This is a genomic window from Mesorhizobium sp. B2-5-4, from assembly GCF_006441095.1.
GTDB lineage: Bacteria > Pseudomonadota > Alphaproteobacteria > Rhizobiales > Rhizobiaceae > Mesorhizobium > Mesorhizobium salmacidum.
Genome location: NZ_VFUR01000006.1, coordinates 265,872 through 286,465, shown reverse-complemented (window position 1 = coordinate 286,465; position 20,594 = coordinate 265,872). Strand labels below are relative to the sequence as shown.

Here is a 20,594-nt window from a genome sequence, read left to right as displayed (position 1 = left end):
GAGTAGGGGAGTAGGGGAGTAGGGGAGTAGGCGGCCTCTTCCCCTACCGCCTAGTCTATCAAATGCCTTCGCCGGCAAGCTCTTCCGACAGGGTGGCGACCTGGTTCTGGGCGCTGCGCATCATCGGGTAGATGGCCAGCACCTTTTGCCAGGCCTCGAGCGCCGATTGCTTGTGGCCTGTTTCCGCCATGATCTGGGCCAGGCCCGACAGCGCGCCGAAATGGCGTGGCTCGAGCTGCAGCGCGCGGTCGATGTCGGCCATCGACTTGCCGTAGTTCTTCATCATGAAATGCACGGTGGCGCGGCGGTTCCAGCCTTCGGCGTAGTTTGGCTGCAAGGTCACCACCTGGTCCAGGAAATCGAGCGCAACGTCGAACTTCCGATCGTTCATCGCTTTTTGCGACCACTGCATCATCAGGTCGATCGAGGCGCTGCCTGACTGGAACCATTCGTTCCAGATGTTGCCGGCAATGCGCTCGGCGGCCTTTTCGTTGCGCTCGCGTTTCAGGTCGGAGAACAGCTTGTCGATCCGCGCCTGCTTCGTTATTGGCGGGGCCGGAGTGTCCGGGGCCGCAGGCTGGGCATCGGAGGGCGCCGACTGACCATCCGTGGCTGCGACCGCGATCGGCCGATCACCGGCCTGCGTCGGCAGGGAGATGACGCCGGAAACCAGGAAAGTCGTCAAGAATGCAAAAAGGATCCGCATCGCCCGACTCTAGTCCCGGGCGGCGGAACCGCAAAGTGATTTTAGCGTGAGAAGATCGGCAGGCCGACAAACATCAATGGGCGGAGGCAAAAAGCCTCCGGCCGAAAACTCAACCCTGGCGCGCCTTGTAGCGCGGGGCGGTCTTGTTGATGATGTAGACGCGGCCCTTGCGGCGAACCAGCTGGTTGTCGCGGTGACGCGCCTTCAGCGCCTTGAGCGAATTCTTGATCTTCATGGTCTTGCCTGTCGGTGTGGACCCGGTTCCGGGTCGAAATTTTAAGGCGCGCCAGAAGACGCGCCTTTTGAACGGTGGGTGGCTCATAAACGAGGAGCCTTGCCCATGTCAACCGTAAGTCGATCGCAAGCGCGCTCCGCGTCCTGATATCATCAAATATCCGCCATGTCGGCCCCGTGGCATTGCGCGGCCATGAGCCGGCTGGGATGATGCCGTTTACTTCAAGTGATTTGGGGACGACCATGCGCCGAATATTCCTGTCCGCCTGCCTCGTCGTCCTGGCGGCGAGCGCGGCTGCCCGAGCGCAGGAATGCGACCGTTCCGACGACAGCCAGCAAATGATGAACATCTGTGCCGGCGAGGACTATCAGGCCGCCGACGCCAGGCTCAACAAGGCCTATCAGGACCTGATCAGCTCCGATGATGCCGATGGAAAGAGATCGCTGCAGGCCGCGCAACGGGCCTGGATCGCGTTCCGCGACGCCGAGTGCACGCATTCCACAGCCGCCAGCCAAGGCGGGTCCATCCATGCGATGGAGGTCTCGCAATGCCTGACCGGGCTAACCAATGACCGCATCAAGCAGCTCGCCGCCTCGGCCAATTGCGAGGAAGGCGATGCGACTTGCGCCAGTCCCGGCGAGGACGAGAGCGACGAGGTGCAATAGGCGTGTTGGTATCAGAGCGGTTGCTACGCAATTCCGGACGGAAAATCTTTAGACACTTTTTCTGGAATTGCTCTAACCGCGGCGGCTGATGCGGGTGAAGTGGCCCATCTTGCGGCCGGCCCGGGCTTCCGCCTTGCCGTAGAGGTGCAGCATCAGGTCGGGCTCGGCGAGCAGCGTTGGAACGCGCAGCACGTCGTCGCCGATCAGGTTCTCCATCACGCAATCGGAATGGCGGTCGGGGCTGCCCAGCGGCAGGCCGGCAATGGCGCGGATATGTTGCTCGAACTGCGAAACGATGCAGGCGGCTTCGGTCCAGTGGCCGGAATTGTGGACGCGGGGCGCGATCTCGTTGGCCAGCAGCGAACTGTCGGCCAGCACGAAGAACTCGACACCGATGACGCCGACATAGTCGAGCGCCGACAGGATTTTCGTCGCCGCGTCTTTCGCGGCCCGCGCGGTCGCCGGCGCAATGCCGGCCGGCAAGGTCGATGTGTGCAGAATGCCGTCATGGTGCACATTCTCGGCCGGATCGTAGGCGGCGAGAGTGCCGTCCAGCCCCCGCGCGGCGATAACGGAAATCTCGCGCTCGAACGGCACGAAACTTTCCAGGATCAGCGGCACATTGCCCATCGCCTCGCAGGTGCCGGCGAAACCGCCGGCTTCGATGTTGCGGAAGACGCGCTGGCCCTTGCCGTCATAGCCCATGCGCCGCGTCTTCAGGATGCCGCTGCCGTCGAATGTCTCCAGCGCCGCCGCCAGCCCGTCGTCGGTGTCGACCGGACGGAAATCGGCAGTGGCGATGCCGATGCCGTTGAGGAATGTCTTTTCGCTCACCCGGTCCTGCGCCACGTCGAGCGCGCGCGGCGGCGGATAGACCGGCACCTTGGCGGCAAGCGCGGTTGCAGCGGCCACCGGCACGTTCTCGAATTCATAGGTGACGACGGCACTCGCCATGGCCAGTTCAGCAAGCGCGGCCGGGTCGTCATAGGCGGCCGTGATCTGCCGGTTGGCGACCTGGGCGGCCGGGCAATCCTGCTGTGGCTCCAGCACGACGGTGCGGTAGCCGAGGCGGGCAGCGGCCATTGCCAGCATGCGACCAAGCTGGCCGCCGCCAATGATGCCGATGGTCGATCCGGCGGGCAGGCTCACGGCGTGTCCGTCGGTTCGGCGGCGACCTTGGCGGTCTGCGAGGCGCGCCACGCGTCGAGGCGCTGGGCAAGCTTATCGTCATTGAGCGCCAGCACGGCAGCGGCTAGGAGGGCAGCGTTGGCCGCACCTGCCTTGCCGATTGCCAGCGTTCCGACCGGAATACCGGCCGGCATCTGGACTATGGAGAGCAGCGAATCCTGGCCCGACAGCGCCTTCGATTCCACCGGCACGCCAAACACCGGCAGTGGCGTCATCGCCGCCGTCATGCCGGGCAGATGCGCCGCACCCCCGGCGCCTGCGATGATCACCTTGTAGCCGGCCGCCTTGGCGCCCTTGGCGAATTCATAGAGCCGGTCGGGCGTGCGGTGCGCCGAAATGATCAGCCGCTTATGGGGGACACCAAGCGCCTCCAGCGTCTCCGCTGCCTGGCGCATCGTCGCCCAGTCGGATTGGCTGCCCATGATGATGGCGACGTCGGCGCGTTGATCGTTCAAGCTTCTGCTCCCGGCGACAAAGGCGCGCCTTAGCGGAATTCGCGCGGGGCCGCAAGGATTTCAGGCCATCGGCGAGGTGCCAACGGCCATATCCGGCTCATACCGCTGCTTTGCGGAAGCGGGCGACGAAGTCGTCGAGTTCGGGGCGCTCCATGTCGGAGATCGCCCAGTAGGAGAAGGCGCCGTCGCTCCAGTGCACCATCGAGAAGCCGCCGGAGGAAAGATCGTCCGGCTGGATAATCTTGCCGTCCTGCTGCGGTTCGGCGACGAGCGTGATCAGGTGCTCACGGTGGCGGTAGACCAGTGCCGGCACCGGCCGGCCTGATATCACCTCGACCCGGCCGCCGATGAGGGCGAAACCGTCTTGGGCAAGGTCCGGCGCGGGCGGCGAGACGCCGATCCGGGCGTCGAGCCAAGGCTTGACCGTATGGCGGTCGGCGGAAACGATGTCGATCGGGCTCGCAGCGAGCAGGCTGCGGCGATGGCCGCTGGCGACAGCGGCGGCAAAGCCGTCTTCCGCGCTGTTGAACATCACCCATTGCGTCGCGCCGCTGGCCAGCACCGCGCTGATCATGATCGACGCGGCCATGGCGCGCCAGTCGAACGAGCCGAAGCGGCGTGCCCTTGGCGATGTCCACGCCTGCGAAGGACGCGTCCCGGCTTCCGGTCGCTGGCCTGCGCTGGCAATCAATCCCGGGAGCTTCGACGGCGTGCCGCGCTGCGGCTGGGCCGCATCGGCTTGGTCCTGCTGGTCGGTGCCCGCCATGCCGATTGCTGCGATGCGGGTCCGAAAGGCGTCGCTGACTTCGGGGCGCGGCAAGCGGCTGACCGCGCCTCGCAAGGCAAGGATGCGGGCATGCTCGGCGGCAAGCCGGGGGTCGGTGGCGATGCGACGCTCCACGGCAAGGGCCGCCGCCGCATCGAGCTCGCCATCGACAAGGGCCTGGATCATCAGTCTGATACCTTCGGGATCATTGGGCAGTCCGTCGTCATGGCTGGTCATGGCGCTCTCCCCAGTTCAGATGCCAGCAGGCTACGGGCCCGGGCAAGCCTGGACATCACCGTGCCGATCGGCACGTCGAGCATGGCCGCAATCTCGCGATAGCTGAGGCCGTTAATGTCGCGCAGCACCAGCGTTTCGCGAAACGGCTGCGGCAGGGCAGCGATCGCCGCCTCGAGTGCCGCCGTATCGGCCTTGGCGATCAGGCTCGCTTCCGGGCCGTCCTCGTCGGGCAGGCTGGTGCCATGGGCCGCCGCCATGTCGTCGAGATCGCCGAGATCACCGACGGCCATCATGGCGCGCGGCCGATTGCGCGCCATCCAGGTGTAGGAGGTGTTGCGCACGATGGTCAGCAGCCAGGCACGGGCATTGCCGCCGGCATAGCCTGACATGCCGGCATGCGCCTTGATGCAGGCGTCCTGCACGACATCCTCGGCGTCGGCGGCATTGCCGGTCAGCCAGCGGGCAAGCGCCAGCGCGTCGCCGAGATGCGGCAGCACCACCTGGTTGAAGCGCTCTGCCTGGGCCCTCTCGCTCAAAGCAGCACCATGATCCCCTCCGGAGCGGACAGGCCGTGCCGCCTCAAGATGCGACAGCGATTTTGCCTGGCTTGTAGGAGCAAAGCCCCCGGAAACGGGCAAAGTCGCTTGCCTTGCTGAAAGTGAATTCATCTGCCTCACCAGTGTCAAGCGCCATGAAAAGAAAGCGCGCCACGGAGGAGGGACTGACGACGGTCATGCTCGCCAGCGCATGACGGCGGCTGCCGCCGCAGCCAGGTTCGCTGTGCTCGCGATGATGGGGCATGCCGATCTCCTCAACGCCAGCCGTGGCGTATGTCGAGGAGACTTGTTGAGGAGACGATTTATTCCCGCGCGGGCAAATCCGGCTATTCACGGTCGCGTGATCAGCCGGTGCTTTCGGCATGGTCGGTTGGCGATCAATCCGGCCAGCGCAAAACACCCGACGAATCCTTGCGCGCAATTTTCATCGCGTCGGCCGGGCGCTCCTTCGCGGTCAGCACGGCGCGCAGCCGCTCAGCGACGACGTCCGCCTCGCCCGGATGAAGGTTACAGGGGTCGAGGAAGAAATGGCCGCGCTCGACCTCATGGTTGCGCACGATGATCGGAGGCGAGCCGGCGGCAAGCGCCGAGGCAAGACCGGCGGCGGTGAAGCGGCTCTCGGGCGAGACGAATATCTGCAGCCGGTCGAGCGGATTGGCGGTGGGGTCGGGAATGATGATGGCGGCGATGCCGGGCAGTCCCTGCAAGGCGTCCTTCCACAGATTGAGTGCCGCCTCCTCACGCCGGCGGATGCCGGCATGGTCGCGCTTCTCCCAGGCTTCGAGCGCCGCCATGGTGCCGGCGATGCTTTCCTTGCCGACCTTCATGGCGCGGGCGACACCGCGGTTCTGCAGATAGGCTGATCGCACCAGGTCCTTGCGGCCGGTGACGATACCGCTGGTCGGCCCGCTCAGGAATTTGTGGCCGCTGTAGACGACGACATCGGCGCCGCGCGCGAGGAAACCGCGCAGATCGTATTCGGACGCGGCGTCAACGATGACAGGCACCCCCTTGGCGTGGCAGATCTCGCAGAATTCCTCCAGCGACAACATGCCGTATTGCACGGTGTGGTGGGCGACGACGTAGAGGCCCGCCGCCGTGCGCTCGTTGATCGCTTCGCGCACATGATAGTCCTGGGTGACGCTGACCGTGCCGGCGGGCACCACCCTGGCGCCGGCGACGCGGACCGACTGGTCGATCGGCGCGCCGTAATTGACGATGTGGCCAAGCTGGATGACGACCTCCGATTTGAGGTCGCCGGTGTCGTCGGGCAGACGCTCGATGGCGAGCAGGTTGGTTCCGGTCATCGCGCCGGCAATCGCCATGGTGATGCCGCTTGCGCAACAGGCGGTGATGAAGCCGGCCTCGCCGCCGGTGAGGCGCGCGACAACCGTGCTCGCGGCGCGCTGCAGATCGTCCATCTCCACCCATTGCGAGGCCATTTCGGCCATGGCGTTGACGGCTTCCGGGACGATGATCGAGGCGCCGAGCGCGGTCATGGTGCCGGAGACGTTGATGATCGGCCGCAAGCCCAGCCGTTCGCGGATGGTGGTGTTGGAGCCGGTGTCGGAATAGGTTTTCATGTGAGCAAATCCCGTGGGTGGCAGGTCAGGCGGCGATCTCGACGACCGCTTCGATTTCGACGGTGATGTTTCCAGGCAGCGAGCCGACGCCGATCGCCGAGCGCGCGTGGCCGCCGATCTTGTCGAAGACATTAGCGAACAGGTCCGAACAGCCATTGACCACCTTTGGATGGTCGCTGAAGGTCGGCGTCGCATTGACGAAGCCGAGCAGCTTGACGACGCGCACAATGCGGCCGAGATCGCCGGCGGCGGCATGCATGACGGCAAGCAGGTTGAGCCCGGTCAGCCGGGCATGCTGATAGGCCTGCTCGACCGTCACATCCTCCCCGACCTTGCCGGTGCAAAGTGTGCCGTCGGCGCGCAGCGGCCCCTGGCCGGAGAGGAATATCAACCGGCCGCTCTCGGCATGGGTGACGAAGTTGGCGATCGGCGTCGGCGGCTCGGGCAGCGTCAGGCCGAGTTCGGCGAGCCTGATATAAGGCGTCATGGATGAAGGCTCCTTGGGCGGCCTGGCCGCCTGAGTTTAGAAGTGCGAGGCGCGGAAGCGCGCCAGGAAAGTGCGGAGGCGCTCGTTGGTGGTCTCCGTCGCGAGGATCTCCCTCGGCGGCCCGACGGCGCTGACGCCGCCGTCGGCCATGAAGACGATGCGGCTCGAAGCGTCGCGGGCGAAGGCCATTTCGTGGGTCACCATCAGCATGGTCATGCCGTCCTCGGCCAGGCTGCGCACCACCGCCAGCACCTCGCCGACCAGTTCGGGATCGAGGGCGGAGGTAATCTCGTCGAGCAGCAGGATCTTCGGTTCCATGGCCACGGCGCGGGCGATGCCGACGCGCTGCTGCTGGCCGCCGGAGAGTTCAGCCGGCAGGCTGTCGGCCTTGTGGGCGAGGCCGACGCGGCCGAGCCAATGTTCTGCGATCGATCGCGCCTCGGCCTCTTTCTTTCCCCGCACCTTGGTCAGGCCCAGCATGATGTTGCCGGCCGCCGTCAGGTGAGGGAACAGGTTGAAGCTCTGGAACACCATGCCGGTCTCGGCACGCATGGCGGCAAGATCGCGCTCGCTGCGGCGCTGGCGCGTTCCGGCCTCGCGGTAGCCGACCTCGTTGCCATCGATGCGGATCGAGCCGCTGTCGTAGCTTTCGAGGAAGTTGACGCAGCGCAGCAGGGTGGTCTTGCCGCTGCCGGAAGGGCCGATGACAGTCACCACCTCGCCGCGCTTCACCTGAAGGCTGACGGAGCGCAACACCTCGACGGTGCCGAAGGCTTTTGAGACGTCGCGCACGTCGAGCAGTACCGGACCGGCGTTTTGGGCTTCGGACATCGTGCTAATCCCGGATGAAGGAGAAACGCCGCTCGAGCCGCCGGCTGGCGAGCGAGAGTGCGTAGTTGACCGCGAAATAGATGAGCGCGCCCAGTATATAGAGCGGCATCGCTTCATAGGTACGGCCGATGACCTGGTTGATGGCCTGCATCAAGTCGGTGATTCCGAGCAGCGACACCAGTGCGCTGCCCTTGACCGCGTCGGTGACCCCATTGATCCAGGGCGGCAGGAAGCGCCTGAAGGCCTGCGGAAAGATGACGTAGGTGAGCCGTTGGCGAAAGGTCAGCCCGACCGCCATCGCGGCCTCGGACTGTCCCTTCGGGATCGAGCCGACCGCGCCCCTGAGATACTCGATGACCTGCGCCGTCTTGAACAGAGTGAGCGCGGAAACCGCGGCCCAGAACGACGGCAGATGCAGCCCGATCGCGGGCAGGCCGTAATAGACGAAGAACATCAGCACCAGGATCGGAATGCCGCGAATGGTGTCCGAGAAGATGCGCACCGCCCAGCGCAGCGGCATTGGCCCGTAGACCAGGCCAACGCCCAGCAGGACGCCGGCGATGAGCGACAGAACCACGACCAGCAGCGAGACCCACAAGGTCACGGCGAAGCCTGCGGCAAGGAAGGGCAGTGCGTAGAGGATCTGGCTCAGCATGTCAGCGCGCCGCCCTGAACCGGCGCTCCACGAGCCGCAGTCCAAAAAGCATGATGTAGCCCGTCACCAGATACATGGCGGTGGTGACCAAGTAGACCTCGACGATGCGGAAGGTGTTGAAGTTGATCCACTGGGCGCCGAAGGTGAGTTCCGGCACCGAGATGACCGAGGCGATCGAGGTGTCCTTGAACAGCGAGATGAAGGTGTTGGAGAGCGCCGGCAGCGTGATGCGCAGCATGGTCGGCAGGCGCACATGAAGCAGCCTTTGCCAAGGCGTCAGGCCGATCGCCTTGCCGGCGTCGAGCTGTCCGCGCGGGACAGCCTCGAGGCCCGAGCGAAACACCTCGACCAGATAGGCGCCGCTATAGACCGACAGGGTCAGCACAAATGAGGTTGGTGCGCTGTAGGCCAGGTCGACCACGGTCGGCAGGCCGTAGAAGACGAGATAGACCAGCAGGATCAGCGGCACGTTGCGGATGAATTCGACGTAAGCCGCGATCACCGCCCGCACGACGCGCCCGGCCGAGACATACCAGACCGCGAGCACCAGACCGATGACGACGCCGATGGCGATCGAGATCACGGCAAGTTCGAGGCTGAGCAGCAGGCCGCCCCAGAGCTTGTCGAAATGCCGCCAGATCAGGTTGAAATTGAGGGCATAGCCCATGCATCCGCCTCGGTGTGAAGGGCGTCGAGTCGATTGCGGAAGGGCTGGAATGCCGCCCTTCCGCGATCCGGGATCAGATGACCGGGAAGCCGGGGTGACGCGCCGGCGGTTCCTGGCCGAAATAGTCCTTGAAGGCTGCGTCGTAGAGCGCTGATTCATGGCCGAACATGGCGATGGTGAAGGTCTGGTTGACGAAGGTCAGCCAGTCGAGATCGCCTTGCCGAAGTGCTGCGCCGTAAAGCATCGAATACCAGCTCTTGCCGGCATCGAAATACTTGTCGGGATTGCGCGAGGCGAGCCAGCGAACGGTGGACAGGTCGACAGCGGCAGCGTCGGCGCGCTTGGATTCAAGCGCCTGCAGCACGTTGGCCTGAGTGTCGATCTGCAGCACCTGGGCCTGTGGCAGGGCGTAGTGGACCGAGCTTTCGGCGTCGACATTCTGCAGGATGGAAATGCGGGTCGCCGAACCGCCGGCGAGCAGCTTGTCGAAGGTCTTGTTCTCGGCGGTCGGCAGCGTCAGCAAGGCAACGCCCTCGACATAGTAGGGTCGGGAGAAATTGATCAGCTGCGAGCGCTGGGCCGTCATGGTCATGAACTGGATGGTGATGTCGACCTTGTTGGTGGTGACGTTGGGAATGCGCTGCGCCGGATCCTGCATGACGAACTCGACCTTGGTCGGATCGTCGAAAAGGCCCTTGGCGAGGATGCGGCCCATGGTGATGTCCATGCCGACCAGTTCGCCGGCATCGTTCTCGAAATGCCAGGGTGCGTTGGTGCTGCCGGTGCCGACAATCAGCTTGCCGCGGTCGAGCACGGTGCGCAGCAGGCTGTCGGATGCGGCTTGCGCTGCGGCCTTCTGGGCATCGACGGTTGCCAGAACGCCTGCCGTCGCAAGTCCCGCCATTCCCAATTTCAGAAAATCACGTCTTCCGGATGTGTCGTTCACGGCGACCTCCTTTCGTGTTGTGTTCCCCTATGCACAGGCCATGCACGCGACAGCGACTATCAAAGATTGTCCCTTACAAGAGACGCATGTATCCTGTACAAGACAGATACTAACACCGGGAATCGACAATGCAAGATGGTAGTGTTTTGGCTGTTTCAGCCGACGAGAAGACGCCGGGCTCCCGTGAAAAGGGTCTCAACCGGGTCTTGGAGATCCTGGAGTTTCTTCACACGACGCAGCGTGCGATCGGCATTGGCGATCTCGCCAAGGGGGTCAATGCGCCGCGTTCGACGACCTACACGCTGGTGCGGTCACTGGTCGATGCCGGGCTGCTGGAAATGGCCGGCGATGGCAACCGCGTCTACTTCGGCAAGAAGCTCTACCTCTACGGAATGGACTATGTGCGCGGCAACGACCTGTTGCGGCGCGGGCGCCAGGAGGTCGATCATCTGTCGCGCGAGACCGGCGAGACCTCGGAACTGTGCATGCTGCAGAGCGGCCGTTACACGATCGTCCACTCCAGCCCCGGCACCAGGCCGTTCCGCATCAGTTCGGCCACCGGCCTGCAGATACCGCTGCCCTGGACCGCTTCGGGCCGGCTGCTGCTTGCGGGGCTGGATAGAGCGGCGATCGAAGCCATGGTGTCGGACGACGATCTCGTGCTGCCCGACGGCCGCAAGCTGCGGCTCGAGGATTTCATCGCCGACATCGCAAAGGCAGGGGTGACCGGCTACTGCGTCACCTCGGGTCTGGTCGACGCCTATACGAAATGCCTCGCCGTGCCGGTCTTTTCAGCGCCAGGCAAGGTCGAGGCAACGATGTGCCTGGTGGTTCCGATCGACACGTCGGAGGAGCGGACCGCCGATCTCATCGGCCTGCTGCGCGGCCGCGCCGCCGGGCTTTCGATTGGCGGATAGGCGGAAAGTGCCGGCGAGCGCGGGCCGGTTCCGTCTCAGGCGATGATGTCTGGAATGATCTTGTCTTCCAGCTTCATCAGCCGGTCCTTGAGGGCCAGCTTCTTCTTTTTCATGCGCTGGATCTGCAGCGGGTCGCAATTCATGGCGATCATCGCGTTGATCGCCGCATCGAAATCGGCGTGTTCCTGCTTCAGCCGGGAAAATTCGAGGCGAGTATCGGCCTGTTCCTGATCGGACATTCTCTACCGTCTGCACGTCTGCGGCGCCCAAAACTGGGCTTGGTTGGGCGGGGGCGGCAATTTCTGCCACCGGCGCGCAGCCCATATCACATTTCACGTTGTCGTGGAATGCTACCACGCAGCATTCGACATCGCTGCCTGATGGTGGCACACTGTCATTGTGCCGTCACAGATGCGACCTGCGGTGGACGTGCCTTTGACGGCTGCAATCGAGGAAACCATGAAAGGGAGAACCAATCATGTCTCTTGCATCCCATCTTGATGAGTTGCAGCGGAAACACGGCGACATCGAACGCGAAATCGATGACGCGATGAACCACCCGTCGGTGGACGATCTCGACATCGTAAATCTCAAGCGACGCAAGCTGGCACTCAAGGATGCGATTGAGAAACTGAGGGCGCAACCAACCTCGCATTGACGCTCACCTGACATAGCCGCTCACCACTGGCGGTCTTCCTTGCCGGCGGCACCTGCCGCCGGTGCAGTGGTTTTAATTTCAGCGATTCCATCAGTCGAAGCTAATATCCTTCAGGCTCATTTGTGCCCGGCCGCCGTCAGGTCGGCGTGCTGTTTCAGGTCCCCGGCGGGGATCAATTGCTGCCAGTGGCGACCTGTCGCCATTGACAAGCCACCTTTGCTCCTCCACCTCATGCCCGGACTTCAGCGCATCGGACCCGGCTTGTGCGTCCAAGCGGACGCACGGGCTTCAGAGAGACGCATGGCGCTCCAGAGAGACGCATGGCGCTCCAGAGACAAAAGGCTGCCGGCATGACCGGATATTTTTCCTTTCCTTTCCCCCGCCGCACCTCGGTCGGCGTCGATGTCGGCGGTGTGGTCGTCGGCGGCGGCGCGCCCGTCGTCGTACAGTCGATGACCAATACCGACACGGCCGATATCGACCAGACGGTCGCGCAAGTCGCGGCGCTGCACCGCGCCGGTTCCGAGATCGTGCGCATCACCGTCGACCGCGACGAGAGTGCGGCCGCCGTGCCGCGTATCCACGAGCGCCTGTTGCGGCTCGGCATCGATGTGCCGCTGGTCGGCGACTTCCATTATATCGGCCACAAGCTTTTGGCCGACCATCCGGCGTGCGCCGTGGCGCTGGCCAAGTACCGCATCAATCCCGGCAATGTCGGCTTCAAGGACAAGAAGGACCGGCAGTTCACCGATATCGTCGAAATGGCGATCAAGCACGACAAGCCGGTACGCATCGGCGTCAACTGGGGCTCGCTCGACCAGGAACTGTTGACCCGGCTGATGGACGACAACCAGGACAACGGTTTCCCCCTGACCGCGCAGGAAGTCACGCGAGAAGCGATCGTACAGTCGGCGATCCTGTCGGCCGAGATGGCCGAAGAGATTGGCCTTAGCCGCGAAAAAATCATCCTGTCGGCCAAGGTCAGTGGCGTGCAGGACCTGATCGCCGTCTACACCGAACTCGCCACCCGTTCCAATCACGCGCTGCATCTCGGCCTCACCGAAGCCGGCATGGGCTCCAAAGGCATCGTCGCTTCTTCCGCCGCGATGGGCATCCTCCTGCAGCAAGGCATCGGCGACACCATCCGCATCTCGCTGACGCCGGAGCCCAATGGCGACCGCACCCGTGAGGTGCAGGTGTCGCAGGAACTGCTGCAGACCATGGGCTTCCGGCAGTTCGTGCCGATCGTCGCGGCCTGCCCCGGCTGCGGCCGCACCACCTCCACCGTGTTCCAGGAACTGGCGCAGAACATCCAGGCGGACCTGCGCAAGAACATGCCGGTGTGGCGTGAGAAATACCCGGGCGTCGAGAATCTCAAGGTCGCCGTGATGGGATGCATCGTCAACGGCCCGGGTGAGTCCAAGCATGCCGATATCGGCATTTCGCTGCCCGGCACCGGCGAGACGCCGACCGCGCCTGTCTTCGTCGACGGCAAGAAAGCGGCGACGCTGCGCGGGCCGTCGATCGCGGCGGATTTCGAGAAAATGGTCGCCGACTATATCGAACAGCGGTTCGGTCAGGGCGGCAAGGCCGCGGCAGAGTAGGCCAGATGCGGCGTTTCCTCTGGGCGGCGCTGATATTCCTGTGTGGTATGGCCTGGTCGACGCTTGCCCAGGCGGATCCACCGCAATCGGCCAAGCAGCGGCTGATCGACAAGGTCTGCAACCTGATCCAGGCGCATGCCGACCAGAACGGCCTGCCCCGGGATTTCTTCGCCCGTCTGATCTGGAAGGAAAGCCGGTTCGATCCCAACGCCGTGAGCCCTGTTGGCGCCGAAGGCATCGCCCAGTTCATGCCGGCCACCGCCAAGATGCGGGGGCTGGAAAATTCCTTCGACATCACCCAGGCGATTCCGGCGTCGGCTAGATATCTCGCCGAAATGAAGGCCGGCTATGGCAATCTCGGTCTGGCTGCCGCCGCGTACAATGCCGGCGAGAGCCGGGTGTCGCGCTGGCTGAATTCCGGCGGCTTCCTGCCGATGGAGACGGAAAGCTATGTCTTCGACGTGATGGGCGAGCCGGTCGACAAGTTCACGGACCGGGCCTATGCCGGAAAAGTCGAGCCACTCGACGGCAAGCTGGATTTCGCGGTCGCCTGCCGCAAGCTGCCGGTGATCATGTCGAGAACGGTGGCGATGGCCTCGATCAACATCAAGCCATGGGGCGTCCAGGTGGCGGGCAATTTCCGCCGCAGCGCCGCGATCAGCCAATGGCTCAGGGTGCGGGGCCGTTTTCCGGCCCTGCTTGCCGGGCATGATCCGGTGGTGAGCCGGGTGCGCACGCCGATCGGCCGGCGCGGCATCTACGCCGTCAGGATCGGGATCGACGACCGAACTGCGGCCAATGTCATCTGCCAGAAACTGCAAAGCGTCGGTGGCGCCTGCGTGGTGGTGCGCAACCGGTAAAGGCCTGAAGACGGCGCCCGTCGCATCCAGCAACAATTTCAGCTATAGGGCGGCCACCATCTCTCCTTGGGCAGCAGCCCTGTCATCGCGAGCGCCCATGTTCGACGGATACATCATCTGCGGCACGCCCAGAACCGGCAGCACCCTGCTGTGCAAGCTGCTGGCGGCCACCGGAACGACCGGCGACCCCCACTCATTCTACCGGCGGCAGGATGTGTCGGAGTGGGCCGAGGATTGGGGACTGCCCGCTCGCGACACGATGGGCGAGCTTGAATTCCAGCTTGCCTATCTCAATGCGGCGATCGGTGCCGGCAAGGGCGATACTGAAATCTTCGGCTTGCGCCTGATGCGGGAGAACCTGGGCGAGCTTTCGGCGATACTCGACCGGATTTTTCCGGAGCTTGCGTCGGACAAAGCGCGTTTCGAGAGGGCTTTTGGCCGTGTCCTCTACATACACCTGTCGCGCGAAAACAAGCTCGCGCAGGCCGTCTCCCTGGTCAAAGCCCGGCAAACCGGTCTTTGGCATATCGCTCCCGACGGAACCGAAATCGAAAGGGTAGGGCCTGCCAGGGAACCTCACTATGATTTCGAGCGCATCAAGGGTGAGGTCGAAGAGTTGGAAGCCTATGATGGCGCCTGGGACATCTGGTTCGCGCAACACGGCATAGCGCCATTGCGGATCGGCTATGAGCACCTTGCCGCCGAGCCGGCCGTGGCACTGCTGCGCATCTGCGAAGCCCTGGGCGTCCGGGCACCGGATGTCCGGCATGTCAGGCCCGGCGTCGCCAAGCTCGCCGACGAGACGAGCCTGGACTGGATGCGCCGCTTTCATCTGGACGCAGCCGTCTGAGGCGTTGATGGGTGGTCAGGCGATCTTGGCCACCACCGTCTCGCTGAGCCAGGTGCCGATCTTGGCGCCGAGGCGATCGGGCGAAACGGGCTTGGGCAGATAGTCGTCCATGCCGGCCTCGATGCACTTGTCGCGGTCGCCCTTCAGCGCATGCGCGGTGACACCGACGATCGGGATGTGGCCGCCGGACGAAGCTTCGATCGTCCGGATGGCGCGTGTCGCCTCATAACCGTTCATTTCCGGCATCGAGACGTCCATCAGAACCAGCCTCGGGTGCAGCGACCGGTACATCTCGACCGCGGTGCGGCCATTGCCGGCGATGCGGTAGCTCAAGCCGAGCCCATTGAGGATTTGGCCGAACACCATCTGGTTCACGTCATTGTCCTCGGCGATGAGGATGTCGATCGGGCTGTTCGGCGCCGCATTCGATTCTGGCACTGCCGCGACCGGTACGGCCGGGCCACGGATAACCGTGAAGGCCGGCGGAGCCGGCTGGGGCATCGGTTGGACCGGCTCGCGAATGAACTGCGCCTTGCCGGCCTGCGAACGCGCCTTCTGGATGACCGAGATGACCGTGCCGAGCAGGACCGCCGAGCGCGCCGGCTTGGTCAGATGCGCCGATATGCCGAAGTCGATGATCATCTTGCCGAAATCGACCTGGTCGACCGAGGTCAGGATAACGACCGGGATGGTGGACAGCCGGCTGTCGGCGGCGATGGCCCGGGCGACATCGGCGCCGTTCATGCCGGGCATCTGATAATCGAGGATGATACAGTCGACGCTGGCGCCGAGTTGGCAGGCGCGATCGAGGAAGGCGAGGCCTACCGCGCCGCTTTCGGCGGCGGCGCAGTCGAAGCTCCAGCTTCTGAGCTGTTCCAGCAGGATCTCGCGGTTGACCGGATTGTCATCGATGACCAAAACGCGCGCGCCGGTGACGTCCACCGGCACGATAGCATCGCGCGCCTCGGCACGGTGGACCGGCAGCGGCACGGCGAACCAGAAGACGGAGCCGCGGCCGATCTCGCTCTCGACGCCGATCTTGCCGGCCATCAGGTCGACGAGACGGGCGGCGATGGCGAGCCCAAGGCCGGTGCCTTCGTGACGGCGGGTCGAGGAGCCATCGACCTGGGCGAACTTCTCGAACACGTTCTGCAATTTCTCGGCCGGGATGCCGATGCCGGTGTCCTCGACGCGCAGCTTGAGCTGGACGACGTCGTTGACGGTTTCGCCGCCGACATCGATCAGCACATGGCCTTTCTCGGTGAATTTAACCGCATTGCCGACCAGGTTGGTGACGATCTGCCGAAAGCGGCCGGCGTCGCCAACGACATGGGCCGGCAGCCTGGGGTCGACGCGCACGATAAGTTCCAGGTTCTTCTCGGCGACGCGCGCCGAGACCAGCGTCGCCACATCCTCCACCGCTTCCGAGAGGCGGAAAGGAGCAGGGTCGAGCGTCAGCTGCCCGGCATTGATCTTCGAGAAATCGAGAATGTCGTTGATGATGGTGAGAAGCGCGTTGCCTGATTTGACGATAACGTCCGTGAAGGTCTTCTGGCGCGGGTTCAACTCGGTCTTGGCCAGCAATTCGGCCATGCCGAGCACGCCGTTCATCGGCGTGCGGATCTCGTGGCTCATATTGGCCAGGAATTCCGACTTGGCGCGGTCGGCCGCCTCGGCCTTGAACAAGGATTCGGCCGACTGGGCAAAAGCGCGGCGGATCGCCTGTTCCATCGGCCGGAAGATCCAGAAGGCGACAATGGCCAGGACGGCGAACAACAGGCCGCTCGCCCACAAAAGCAGCCGGTCGCTGGAGGCGTCCGCCAGATGGCGTTCCTCATCCATCGCGGTGCGGACCCGCACCAGCATGGGCTGAACGAACAGGTCGTTCTGGTTGCGGATTTCGCGAGCGCTCCATTCATCGGTCTTTTGCGCCACCGACATCAGATTGAAGTTGCGAACCATGTCACGCGGCGACCAGAACAGATCGCCGTTGACGGAAGCGGCTGCCAGTTCGTCGACGGTCTTGGCCGACAGGCGCTGACGTATCGCCGCGAACTGGGCGGTCAGTGCCTCGATCTCGCCGGTCAGACGCTCGGAATGGTCGCGTGCCGAAGCCGTCAGCGCATCGCGCGTGTCGATCCGCCAGGCGGAGCTGGTTGTCTCGGCGAAGCTGGTGGCGTTGCGCAGGTCGCGGGTGAAAACGACGAGATTGCTGCTCAGCGCATCGATTTCATGGCGCAAGGAATTGACGCGATTGAGCGCACCCATGATGGCGGCCGAAGCCAGCGCGAAAACCAACAATCCTGAAAGATAACGTATCCGGACGGACCGGATGAAAGAAGAATATTCCGGCATGCGCAACCCCAACACATACGCATTCTAAGAATTGGGATTACGCTTCATTTACATTAAGATTTCGTTGGCACAACCACAGGTGCAATGTGCAATCCGATATGGGCCTTCCGTCAGCTGTTGCGGGTTGCCACGAAGGTCGCGGCGGCCTTCAGCAGGGCCGCCTTTTCGCCATAGGGTTCGAGCAACGCGTGCGCCTGGCCGACGAGACCGTCGAGCTGCTTGCGTGCCCAATCCGCGCCGTGCAAGGCAACCAGCGTCCCCTTGCCCGCGGCGGCATCCTTGCCGGTCGCCTTGCCCATCTGCCTGGCGTCGGCCGTCAGATCCAGCAGGTCGTCGGCGAGCTGGAAGGCAAGGCCGATCGCTGACCCGAACTCGGCCAGCCTTTCCCGGTCATCCGGCTGTGCGCCGGCCAGGATTGCACCCGCCTCGCAGGCGAAGCGGATCAAGGCGCCGGTCTTCATCGCCTGTAGCCGGATGATGCCGGCCTCGTCCGGTCGCACCAGCTCGGCTTCGAGATCAAGCTTCTGGCCGCCGACCATGCCACCGGCCCCGGCGGCGCGGGCCAGCGCCAGCACCAGCGCGCACCGCCGCTCGGCCGGCAGCGCGGTCGCTTCGCCGGCGAGGATATCGAAGGCGAGCGTCAGCAGTGCGTCGCCGGCCAGGATGGCGGTGGCCTCGTCAAAGGCCTTGTGCACGGTCGGCTGACCGCGGCGCAGGTCATCATCGTCCATTGCCGGCAGGTCATCATGGATCAGCGAATAGCAATGCACACATTCGAGTGCCGCCGCGACGCGCAGCGCGGCTTCACCATCGGCGGAAAACAGTGCCGCACTTTCCATGACCAGGAAGGGGCGAAGGCGCTTGCCGCCGTTCAGCACGCCATGGCGCATCGCCGCCATCAGGCGATCGGGCCGCGCGATCTCGCCCGATAGCGGGCGGTCGTCGAGCAACCGGCGCAGCATCACCTCGGCGGCGGCCGCGCGCCTGATGAGCGCCATTTCGAACGCCATTTCGTCCTCATTCGTCATGGCCGGGACCGGTAGCCGACACTCAGACGTTGCGCAAGAAGGCAAGCGCCATTATGCCGGAGCAAGGAGAAGTACGGGTTGGGCGGCTTGGCGGAACCGATCGTCGATCATGAGACCGAAAAGCTGGACATGGCGACGAGATCGCGAGGCGTGAACCGTCGCAGTCTCAGGCGCTGGGTCCGGCGTGGCATCGTCGTGGCCGCCGTGCTGGCGCTTATCCCGGTGGTGCTGACCTTTCTCTACCTGCCGTTCTTCGTGCACCCGGTATCGACGCTGATGCTGAAGGACCTGGCGACCTTCTCCGGCTACGACCGGCGCTGGGTTTCCATTGATGACGTGGCACCCGTGCTCGCCCATTCGGTCATCATGTCGGAGGATGGGCAGTTCTGTTTCCACCGCGGCGTCGATCTTGGCGAGCTCAGGGGCGTCGTCGACGATGCGCTGGCCGGCGAGGCGACGCGCGGCGCCTCGACCATCACCATGCAGACGGTGAAGAACCTCTTCCTCTGGTCAAGGCCGCTGGGCTCGGTGCGCAAGGTCGTCGAACTGCCGCTGGCCGTCTACTTCGACGCGGTGATGTCGAAACGGCGCATCATGGAGATCTATCTCAACATCGCCGAATGGGGGCCGGGCATCTACGGCATCGAGGCGGCGGCGCAGCACCATTTCGGCATTTCCGCAAAGCAGTTGTCGCGCCGGCAGGCGGCCCTTCTCGCCGTCACTCTGCCAAACCCGATCGCCCGCAATCCGGCAAAACCCGGACCGGGCCTCAGACGGCTTGCCAACCTGATCGAGCGGCGCGCCGGGCGCTCAGGCGCTTATGTCGGCTGTCTGGACTAGCCGTACAAAAAAGATTCACCGCAGTGCTGGCCAAAACGGTGTCAGGCGTGTATAGGCACCCGACTTTCTCAGATTTAGGCCCGACATGGCCCTTTCACGAGGGCGGGCGGGCTTTTGACCATGTAGTGGAGCATATCCATGGCCGTTCCGAAACGCAAAACCTCTCCGTCCAAGCGCGGCATGCGCCGCTCGGCCGACGCCCTCAAGGCCCCGACCTATGTCGAGGACAAGAATTCCGGCGAAATGCGCCGCCCGCACCACATCGACCTGAAGACCGGCATGTATCGCGGTCGCCAGGTGCTGACGCCCAAGGAAAGCTGAGCCCGGCTTTTTTTCGAAGGTTAGAGTTGCAAAAGACCGGCCTCTGGCTGGTCTTTTTGCGTTTGGTGCGGCGTGCGCGCCGGCTACTTCAAGCGCTGAGCTTTCGTCTGTCGTTTTCATGTCGGCCGGGCAACCGGCTGACATGGTTGTTGCATCCGGTCTTCGACCGTGTTTGCGGCCGTGCACGAAAAATCTTGACGCCGTGCCTGTGGAGCATTCTACAGAAGGTGCCCCCATATGGAGACGCCAGATGTTCGGTGCCGTCCCGCTTTTGATCGTGCCTTTCGTGCTCTACAATCTCGGCCTGCTCGGTATATTCGGCGGCGGCGACGATCCGTGGGCGAGCGAGATATTCTCGTTCCGCATGATGTCGGGCGGGGTGTTCTCGATGACGCTCGGCGACCTGATCGTGCTGATCGGGCTGATCTTCCTGTTCCTCGAAATGGTGAAGTCGGCGCGCACGACCACGGCCTCGATCATGGACCATCTGCTGTCGACGCTTGTCTTCGTCGCTTTCCTGGTCGAGTTCCTGCTGGTGAAGGGTGCCGCCCATTCCATCTTCTTCACGCTGATGATCATCGCCCTGTTCGACGTGCTGGCCGGGTTCGCGGTGTCGATGCGGTCGGCCAGCCGCGACATCAATTTGAATTAGACCGGAGCCTCAGCCAGGATCGGCGGTGAAGCCGGCGGCTTCGATGCCGGCAATCGCGGCCGCCTCGTCATTGTCAGACGTGTCGCCGGAAATGCCGACGGCGCCGATGACACTCCCTCCCTTGTCGCGGATCAGCACGCCGCCGACGACCGGCAGCACCCGTCCCCCCGAAACGTCGGAAATACCGGCAACCAGATGCGGACGCTCCTTGGCGAAGGCCTCGACCTTGCGCGAGCCCATGCCGATCGCCAGCGCGCCATAAGCCTTGCCGGCCGACATTTGCGGGCGCAGGAACGAGGCGCCGTCCTGGCGCTGGAAGGCGACCAGGTGTCCGCCGGCGTCGAGCACCGATACGCCGAGCGGCTTGAGCTTGAGATCGGTGCCCCTGGCGAAGGCGGCATTGATGATCTCGACGGCTTTTTCGAGCGACAGCGCGGTCATGGCAATCTCCTGTTGAACAGCCCAATCATCGCCGGCCAGCCGGACCAGGCAATCCCGCTTTCGATTGAAATTGCTTCCTGCGAAGCAGCG

The 20,594-nt window shown here is 64.1% G+C and carries 26 protein-coding genes; 9 read left to right on the top strand and 17 right to left on the bottom strand.

The window, feature by feature from the left end:
- Nucleotides 1–58: 58 nt before the first annotated feature.
- Both FJ492_RS10435 and ykgO read right to left on the bottom strand, forming a co-directional pair.
- Nucleotides 59–706, bottom strand: a complete 648-nt coding sequence (locus FJ492_RS10435; protein WP_140509039.1) for a tetratricopeptide repeat protein — start codon at nt 704–706, stop codon at nt 59–61.
- Nucleotides 707–815: 109 nt separating this feature from the next.
- Complete coding sequence (ykgO, locus tag FJ492_RS10430; RefSeq protein ID WP_006327841.1) at nt 816–941, bottom strand: type B 50S ribosomal protein L36; 126 nt, start codon at nt 939–941, stop codon at nt 816–818.
- A 242-nt stretch (nt 942–1,183) separates the two neighbouring features.
- Here ykgO and FJ492_RS10425 point away from each other — a divergent pair, with 242 nt between their 5' ends.
- The gene (locus tag FJ492_RS10425; RefSeq protein ID WP_140712995.1) at nt 1,184–1,606 is read left to right on the top strand and encodes a lysozyme inhibitor LprI family protein; all 423 of its coding nucleotides are present in this window, start codon (nt 1,184–1,186) and stop codon (nt 1,604–1,606) included.
- Between the two features lie 72 nt (nt 1,607–1,678).
- Here the strand turns inward: FJ492_RS10425 and FJ492_RS10420 are convergent, their stop codons facing one another.
- The 11 genes from FJ492_RS10420 to FJ492_RS10370 form a co-directional block, all read right to left on the bottom strand.
- A complete protein-coding gene (locus tag FJ492_RS10420; RefSeq protein ID WP_140509043.1) occupies nt 1,679–2,755 on the bottom strand; it encodes a 5-(carboxyamino)imidazole ribonucleotide synthase in 1,077 nt (358 codons plus the stop codon).
- The gene (gene purE / locus FJ492_RS10415; protein ID WP_027141852.1) at nt 2,752–3,249 is read right to left on the bottom strand and encodes a 5-(carboxyamino)imidazole ribonucleotide mutase; all 498 of its coding nucleotides are present in this window, start codon (nt 3,247–3,249) and stop codon (nt 2,752–2,754) included. The genes FJ492_RS10420 and purE overlap by 4 nt, the downstream gene beginning before the upstream one ends.
- A 97-nt stretch (nt 3,250–3,346) precedes the next feature.
- Nucleotides 3,347–4,252: an anti-sigma factor gene (locus FJ492_RS10410; RefSeq protein WP_140769832.1), complete on the bottom strand. Its 906-nt coding sequence runs from the start codon at nt 4,250–4,252 to the stop codon at nt 3,347–3,349.
- Nucleotides 4,249–4,788: a sigma-70 family RNA polymerase sigma factor gene (locus FJ492_RS10405; protein ID WP_140769830.1), complete on the bottom strand. Its 540-nt coding sequence runs from the start codon at nt 4,786–4,788 to the stop codon at nt 4,249–4,251. Before FJ492_RS10405 ends, FJ492_RS10410 begins: the two co-directional genes overlap by 4 nt.
- Nucleotides 4,789–4,831: 43 nt before the next feature.
- A complete protein-coding gene (locus FJ492_RS10400) occupies nt 4,832–5,053 on the bottom strand; it encodes a hypothetical protein (RefSeq protein ID WP_140769828.1) in 222 nt (73 codons plus the stop codon).
- 133 nt (nt 5,054–5,186) lie between these two features.
- Nucleotides 5,187–6,392 carry an aminotransferase class V-fold PLP-dependent enzyme gene (locus FJ492_RS10395; RefSeq protein ID WP_140748123.1) on the bottom strand — a complete coding sequence of 402 codons (1,206 nt, stop codon included), beginning with the start codon at nt 6,390–6,392 and terminating at the stop codon, nt 5,187–5,189.
- A 25-nt stretch (nt 6,393–6,417) separates the two neighbouring features.
- Nucleotides 6,418–6,879 (bottom strand): RidA family protein, encoded by a 462-nt coding sequence (locus tag FJ492_RS10390; RefSeq protein ID WP_027141856.1) that lies wholly within the window; start codon nt 6,877–6,879, stop codon nt 6,418–6,420.
- Nucleotides 6,880–6,915: 36 nt separating this feature from the next.
- On the bottom strand, nt 6,916–7,710 hold the full coding sequence (locus tag FJ492_RS10385) for an amino acid ABC transporter ATP-binding protein (protein WP_140748120.1): 795 nt from the start codon (nt 7,708–7,710) through the stop codon (nt 6,916–6,918).
- A 4-nt stretch (nt 7,711–7,714) separates the two neighbouring features.
- Nucleotides 7,715–8,365: an amino acid ABC transporter permease gene (locus FJ492_RS10380; protein WP_140748117.1), complete on the bottom strand. Its 651-nt coding sequence runs from the start codon at nt 8,363–8,365 to the stop codon at nt 7,715–7,717.
- A gap of 1 nt (nt 8,366) precedes the next feature.
- Nucleotides 8,367–9,032 carry an amino acid ABC transporter permease gene (locus FJ492_RS10375; RefSeq protein ID WP_027141859.1) on the bottom strand — a complete coding sequence of 222 codons (666 nt, stop codon included), beginning with the start codon at nt 9,030–9,032 and terminating at the stop codon, nt 8,367–8,369.
- A gap of 73 nt (nt 9,033–9,105) precedes the next feature.
- On the bottom strand, nt 9,106–9,936 hold the full coding sequence (locus tag FJ492_RS10370) for a transporter substrate-binding domain-containing protein (protein WP_010911956.1): 831 nt from the start codon (nt 9,934–9,936) through the stop codon (nt 9,106–9,108).
- 170 nt (nt 9,937–10,106) lie between these two features.
- Here FJ492_RS10370 and FJ492_RS10365 point away from each other — a divergent pair, with 170 nt between their 5' ends.
- Nucleotides 10,107–10,895, top strand: coding sequence for an IclR family transcriptional regulator (locus tag FJ492_RS10365; protein ID WP_027141860.1), 789 nt, complete (start codon nt 10,107–10,109; stop codon nt 10,893–10,895).
- 35 nt (nt 10,896–10,930) lie between these two features.
- Here FJ492_RS10365 and FJ492_RS10360 read toward each other — a convergent pair whose 3' ends face one another.
- Nucleotides 10,931–11,134: a YdcH family protein gene (locus FJ492_RS10360; protein ID WP_027141861.1), complete on the bottom strand. Its 204-nt coding sequence runs from the start codon at nt 11,132–11,134 to the stop codon at nt 10,931–10,933.
- A 239-nt stretch (nt 11,135–11,373) separates the two neighbouring features.
- Between FJ492_RS10360 and FJ492_RS10355 the strand changes: the two genes are divergently transcribed.
- The 4 genes from FJ492_RS10355 (at nt 11,374) to FJ492_RS10340 (ending at nt 14,867) form a co-directional block, all read left to right on the top strand.
- On the top strand, nt 11,374–11,553 hold the full coding sequence (locus FJ492_RS10355) for a YdcH family protein (RefSeq protein WP_027141862.1): 180 nt from the start codon (nt 11,374–11,376) through the stop codon (nt 11,551–11,553).
- Between the two features lie 350 nt (nt 11,554–11,903).
- Nucleotides 11,904–13,157: a flavodoxin-dependent (E)-4-hydroxy-3-methylbut-2-enyl-diphosphate synthase gene (ispG, locus tag FJ492_RS10350; RefSeq protein ID WP_140509088.1), complete on the top strand. Its 1,254-nt coding sequence runs from the start codon at nt 11,904–11,906 to the stop codon at nt 13,155–13,157.
- A gap of 5 nt (nt 13,158–13,162) precedes the next feature.
- On the top strand, nt 13,163–14,017 hold the full coding sequence (locus FJ492_RS10345; protein ID WP_140769826.1) for a lytic transglycosylase domain-containing protein: 855 nt from the start codon (nt 13,163–13,165) through the stop codon (nt 14,015–14,017).
- Between the two features lie 97 nt (nt 14,018–14,114).
- Nucleotides 14,115–14,867, top strand: coding sequence for a Stf0 family sulfotransferase (locus tag FJ492_RS10340; protein ID WP_140769824.1), 753 nt, complete (start codon nt 14,115–14,117; stop codon nt 14,865–14,867).
- A gap of 15 nt (nt 14,868–14,882) precedes the next feature.
- Here FJ492_RS10340 and FJ492_RS10335 read toward each other — a convergent pair whose 3' ends face one another.
- Nucleotides 14,883–17,222, bottom strand: coding sequence for a response regulator (locus tag FJ492_RS10335; protein WP_140769822.1), 2,340 nt, complete (start codon nt 17,220–17,222; stop codon nt 14,883–14,885).
- Between the two features lie 110 nt (nt 17,223–17,332).
- Nucleotides 17,333–18,232 carry a polyprenyl synthetase family protein gene (locus FJ492_RS10330; RefSeq protein WP_246672660.1) on the bottom strand — a complete coding sequence of 300 codons (900 nt, stop codon included), beginning with the start codon at nt 18,230–18,232 and terminating at the stop codon, nt 17,333–17,335.
- 96 nt (nt 18,233–18,328) lie between these two features.
- Here FJ492_RS10330 and FJ492_RS10325 point away from each other — a divergent pair, with 96 nt between their 5' ends.
- The 3 genes from FJ492_RS10325 to FJ492_RS10315 all read left to right on the top strand — a co-directional run bounded on the left by FJ492_RS10325 (nt 18,329) and on the right by FJ492_RS10315 (nt 20,063).
- Complete coding sequence (locus FJ492_RS10325; RefSeq protein WP_140712977.1) at nt 18,329–19,090, top strand: transglycosylase domain-containing protein; 762 nt, start codon at nt 18,329–18,331, stop codon at nt 19,088–19,090.
- A gap of 138 nt (nt 19,091–19,228) precedes the next feature.
- Complete coding sequence (gene rpmF, locus FJ492_RS10320; protein ID WP_008834724.1) at nt 19,229–19,411, top strand: 50S ribosomal protein L32; 183 nt, start codon at nt 19,229–19,231, stop codon at nt 19,409–19,411.
- Between the two features lie 250 nt (nt 19,412–19,661).
- Nucleotides 19,662–20,063, top strand: coding sequence for a hypothetical protein (locus FJ492_RS10315; protein WP_027141869.1), 402 nt, complete (start codon nt 19,662–19,664; stop codon nt 20,061–20,063).
- Between the two features lie 9 nt (nt 20,064–20,072).
- Here the strand turns inward: FJ492_RS10315 and FJ492_RS10310 are convergent, their stop codons facing one another.
- The gene (locus FJ492_RS10310) at nt 20,073–20,504 is read right to left on the bottom strand and encodes a heme-binding protein (RefSeq protein WP_140748111.1); all 432 of its coding nucleotides are present in this window, start codon (nt 20,502–20,504) and stop codon (nt 20,073–20,075) included.
- Between the last annotated feature and the right edge of the window lie 90 nt (nt 20,505–20,594).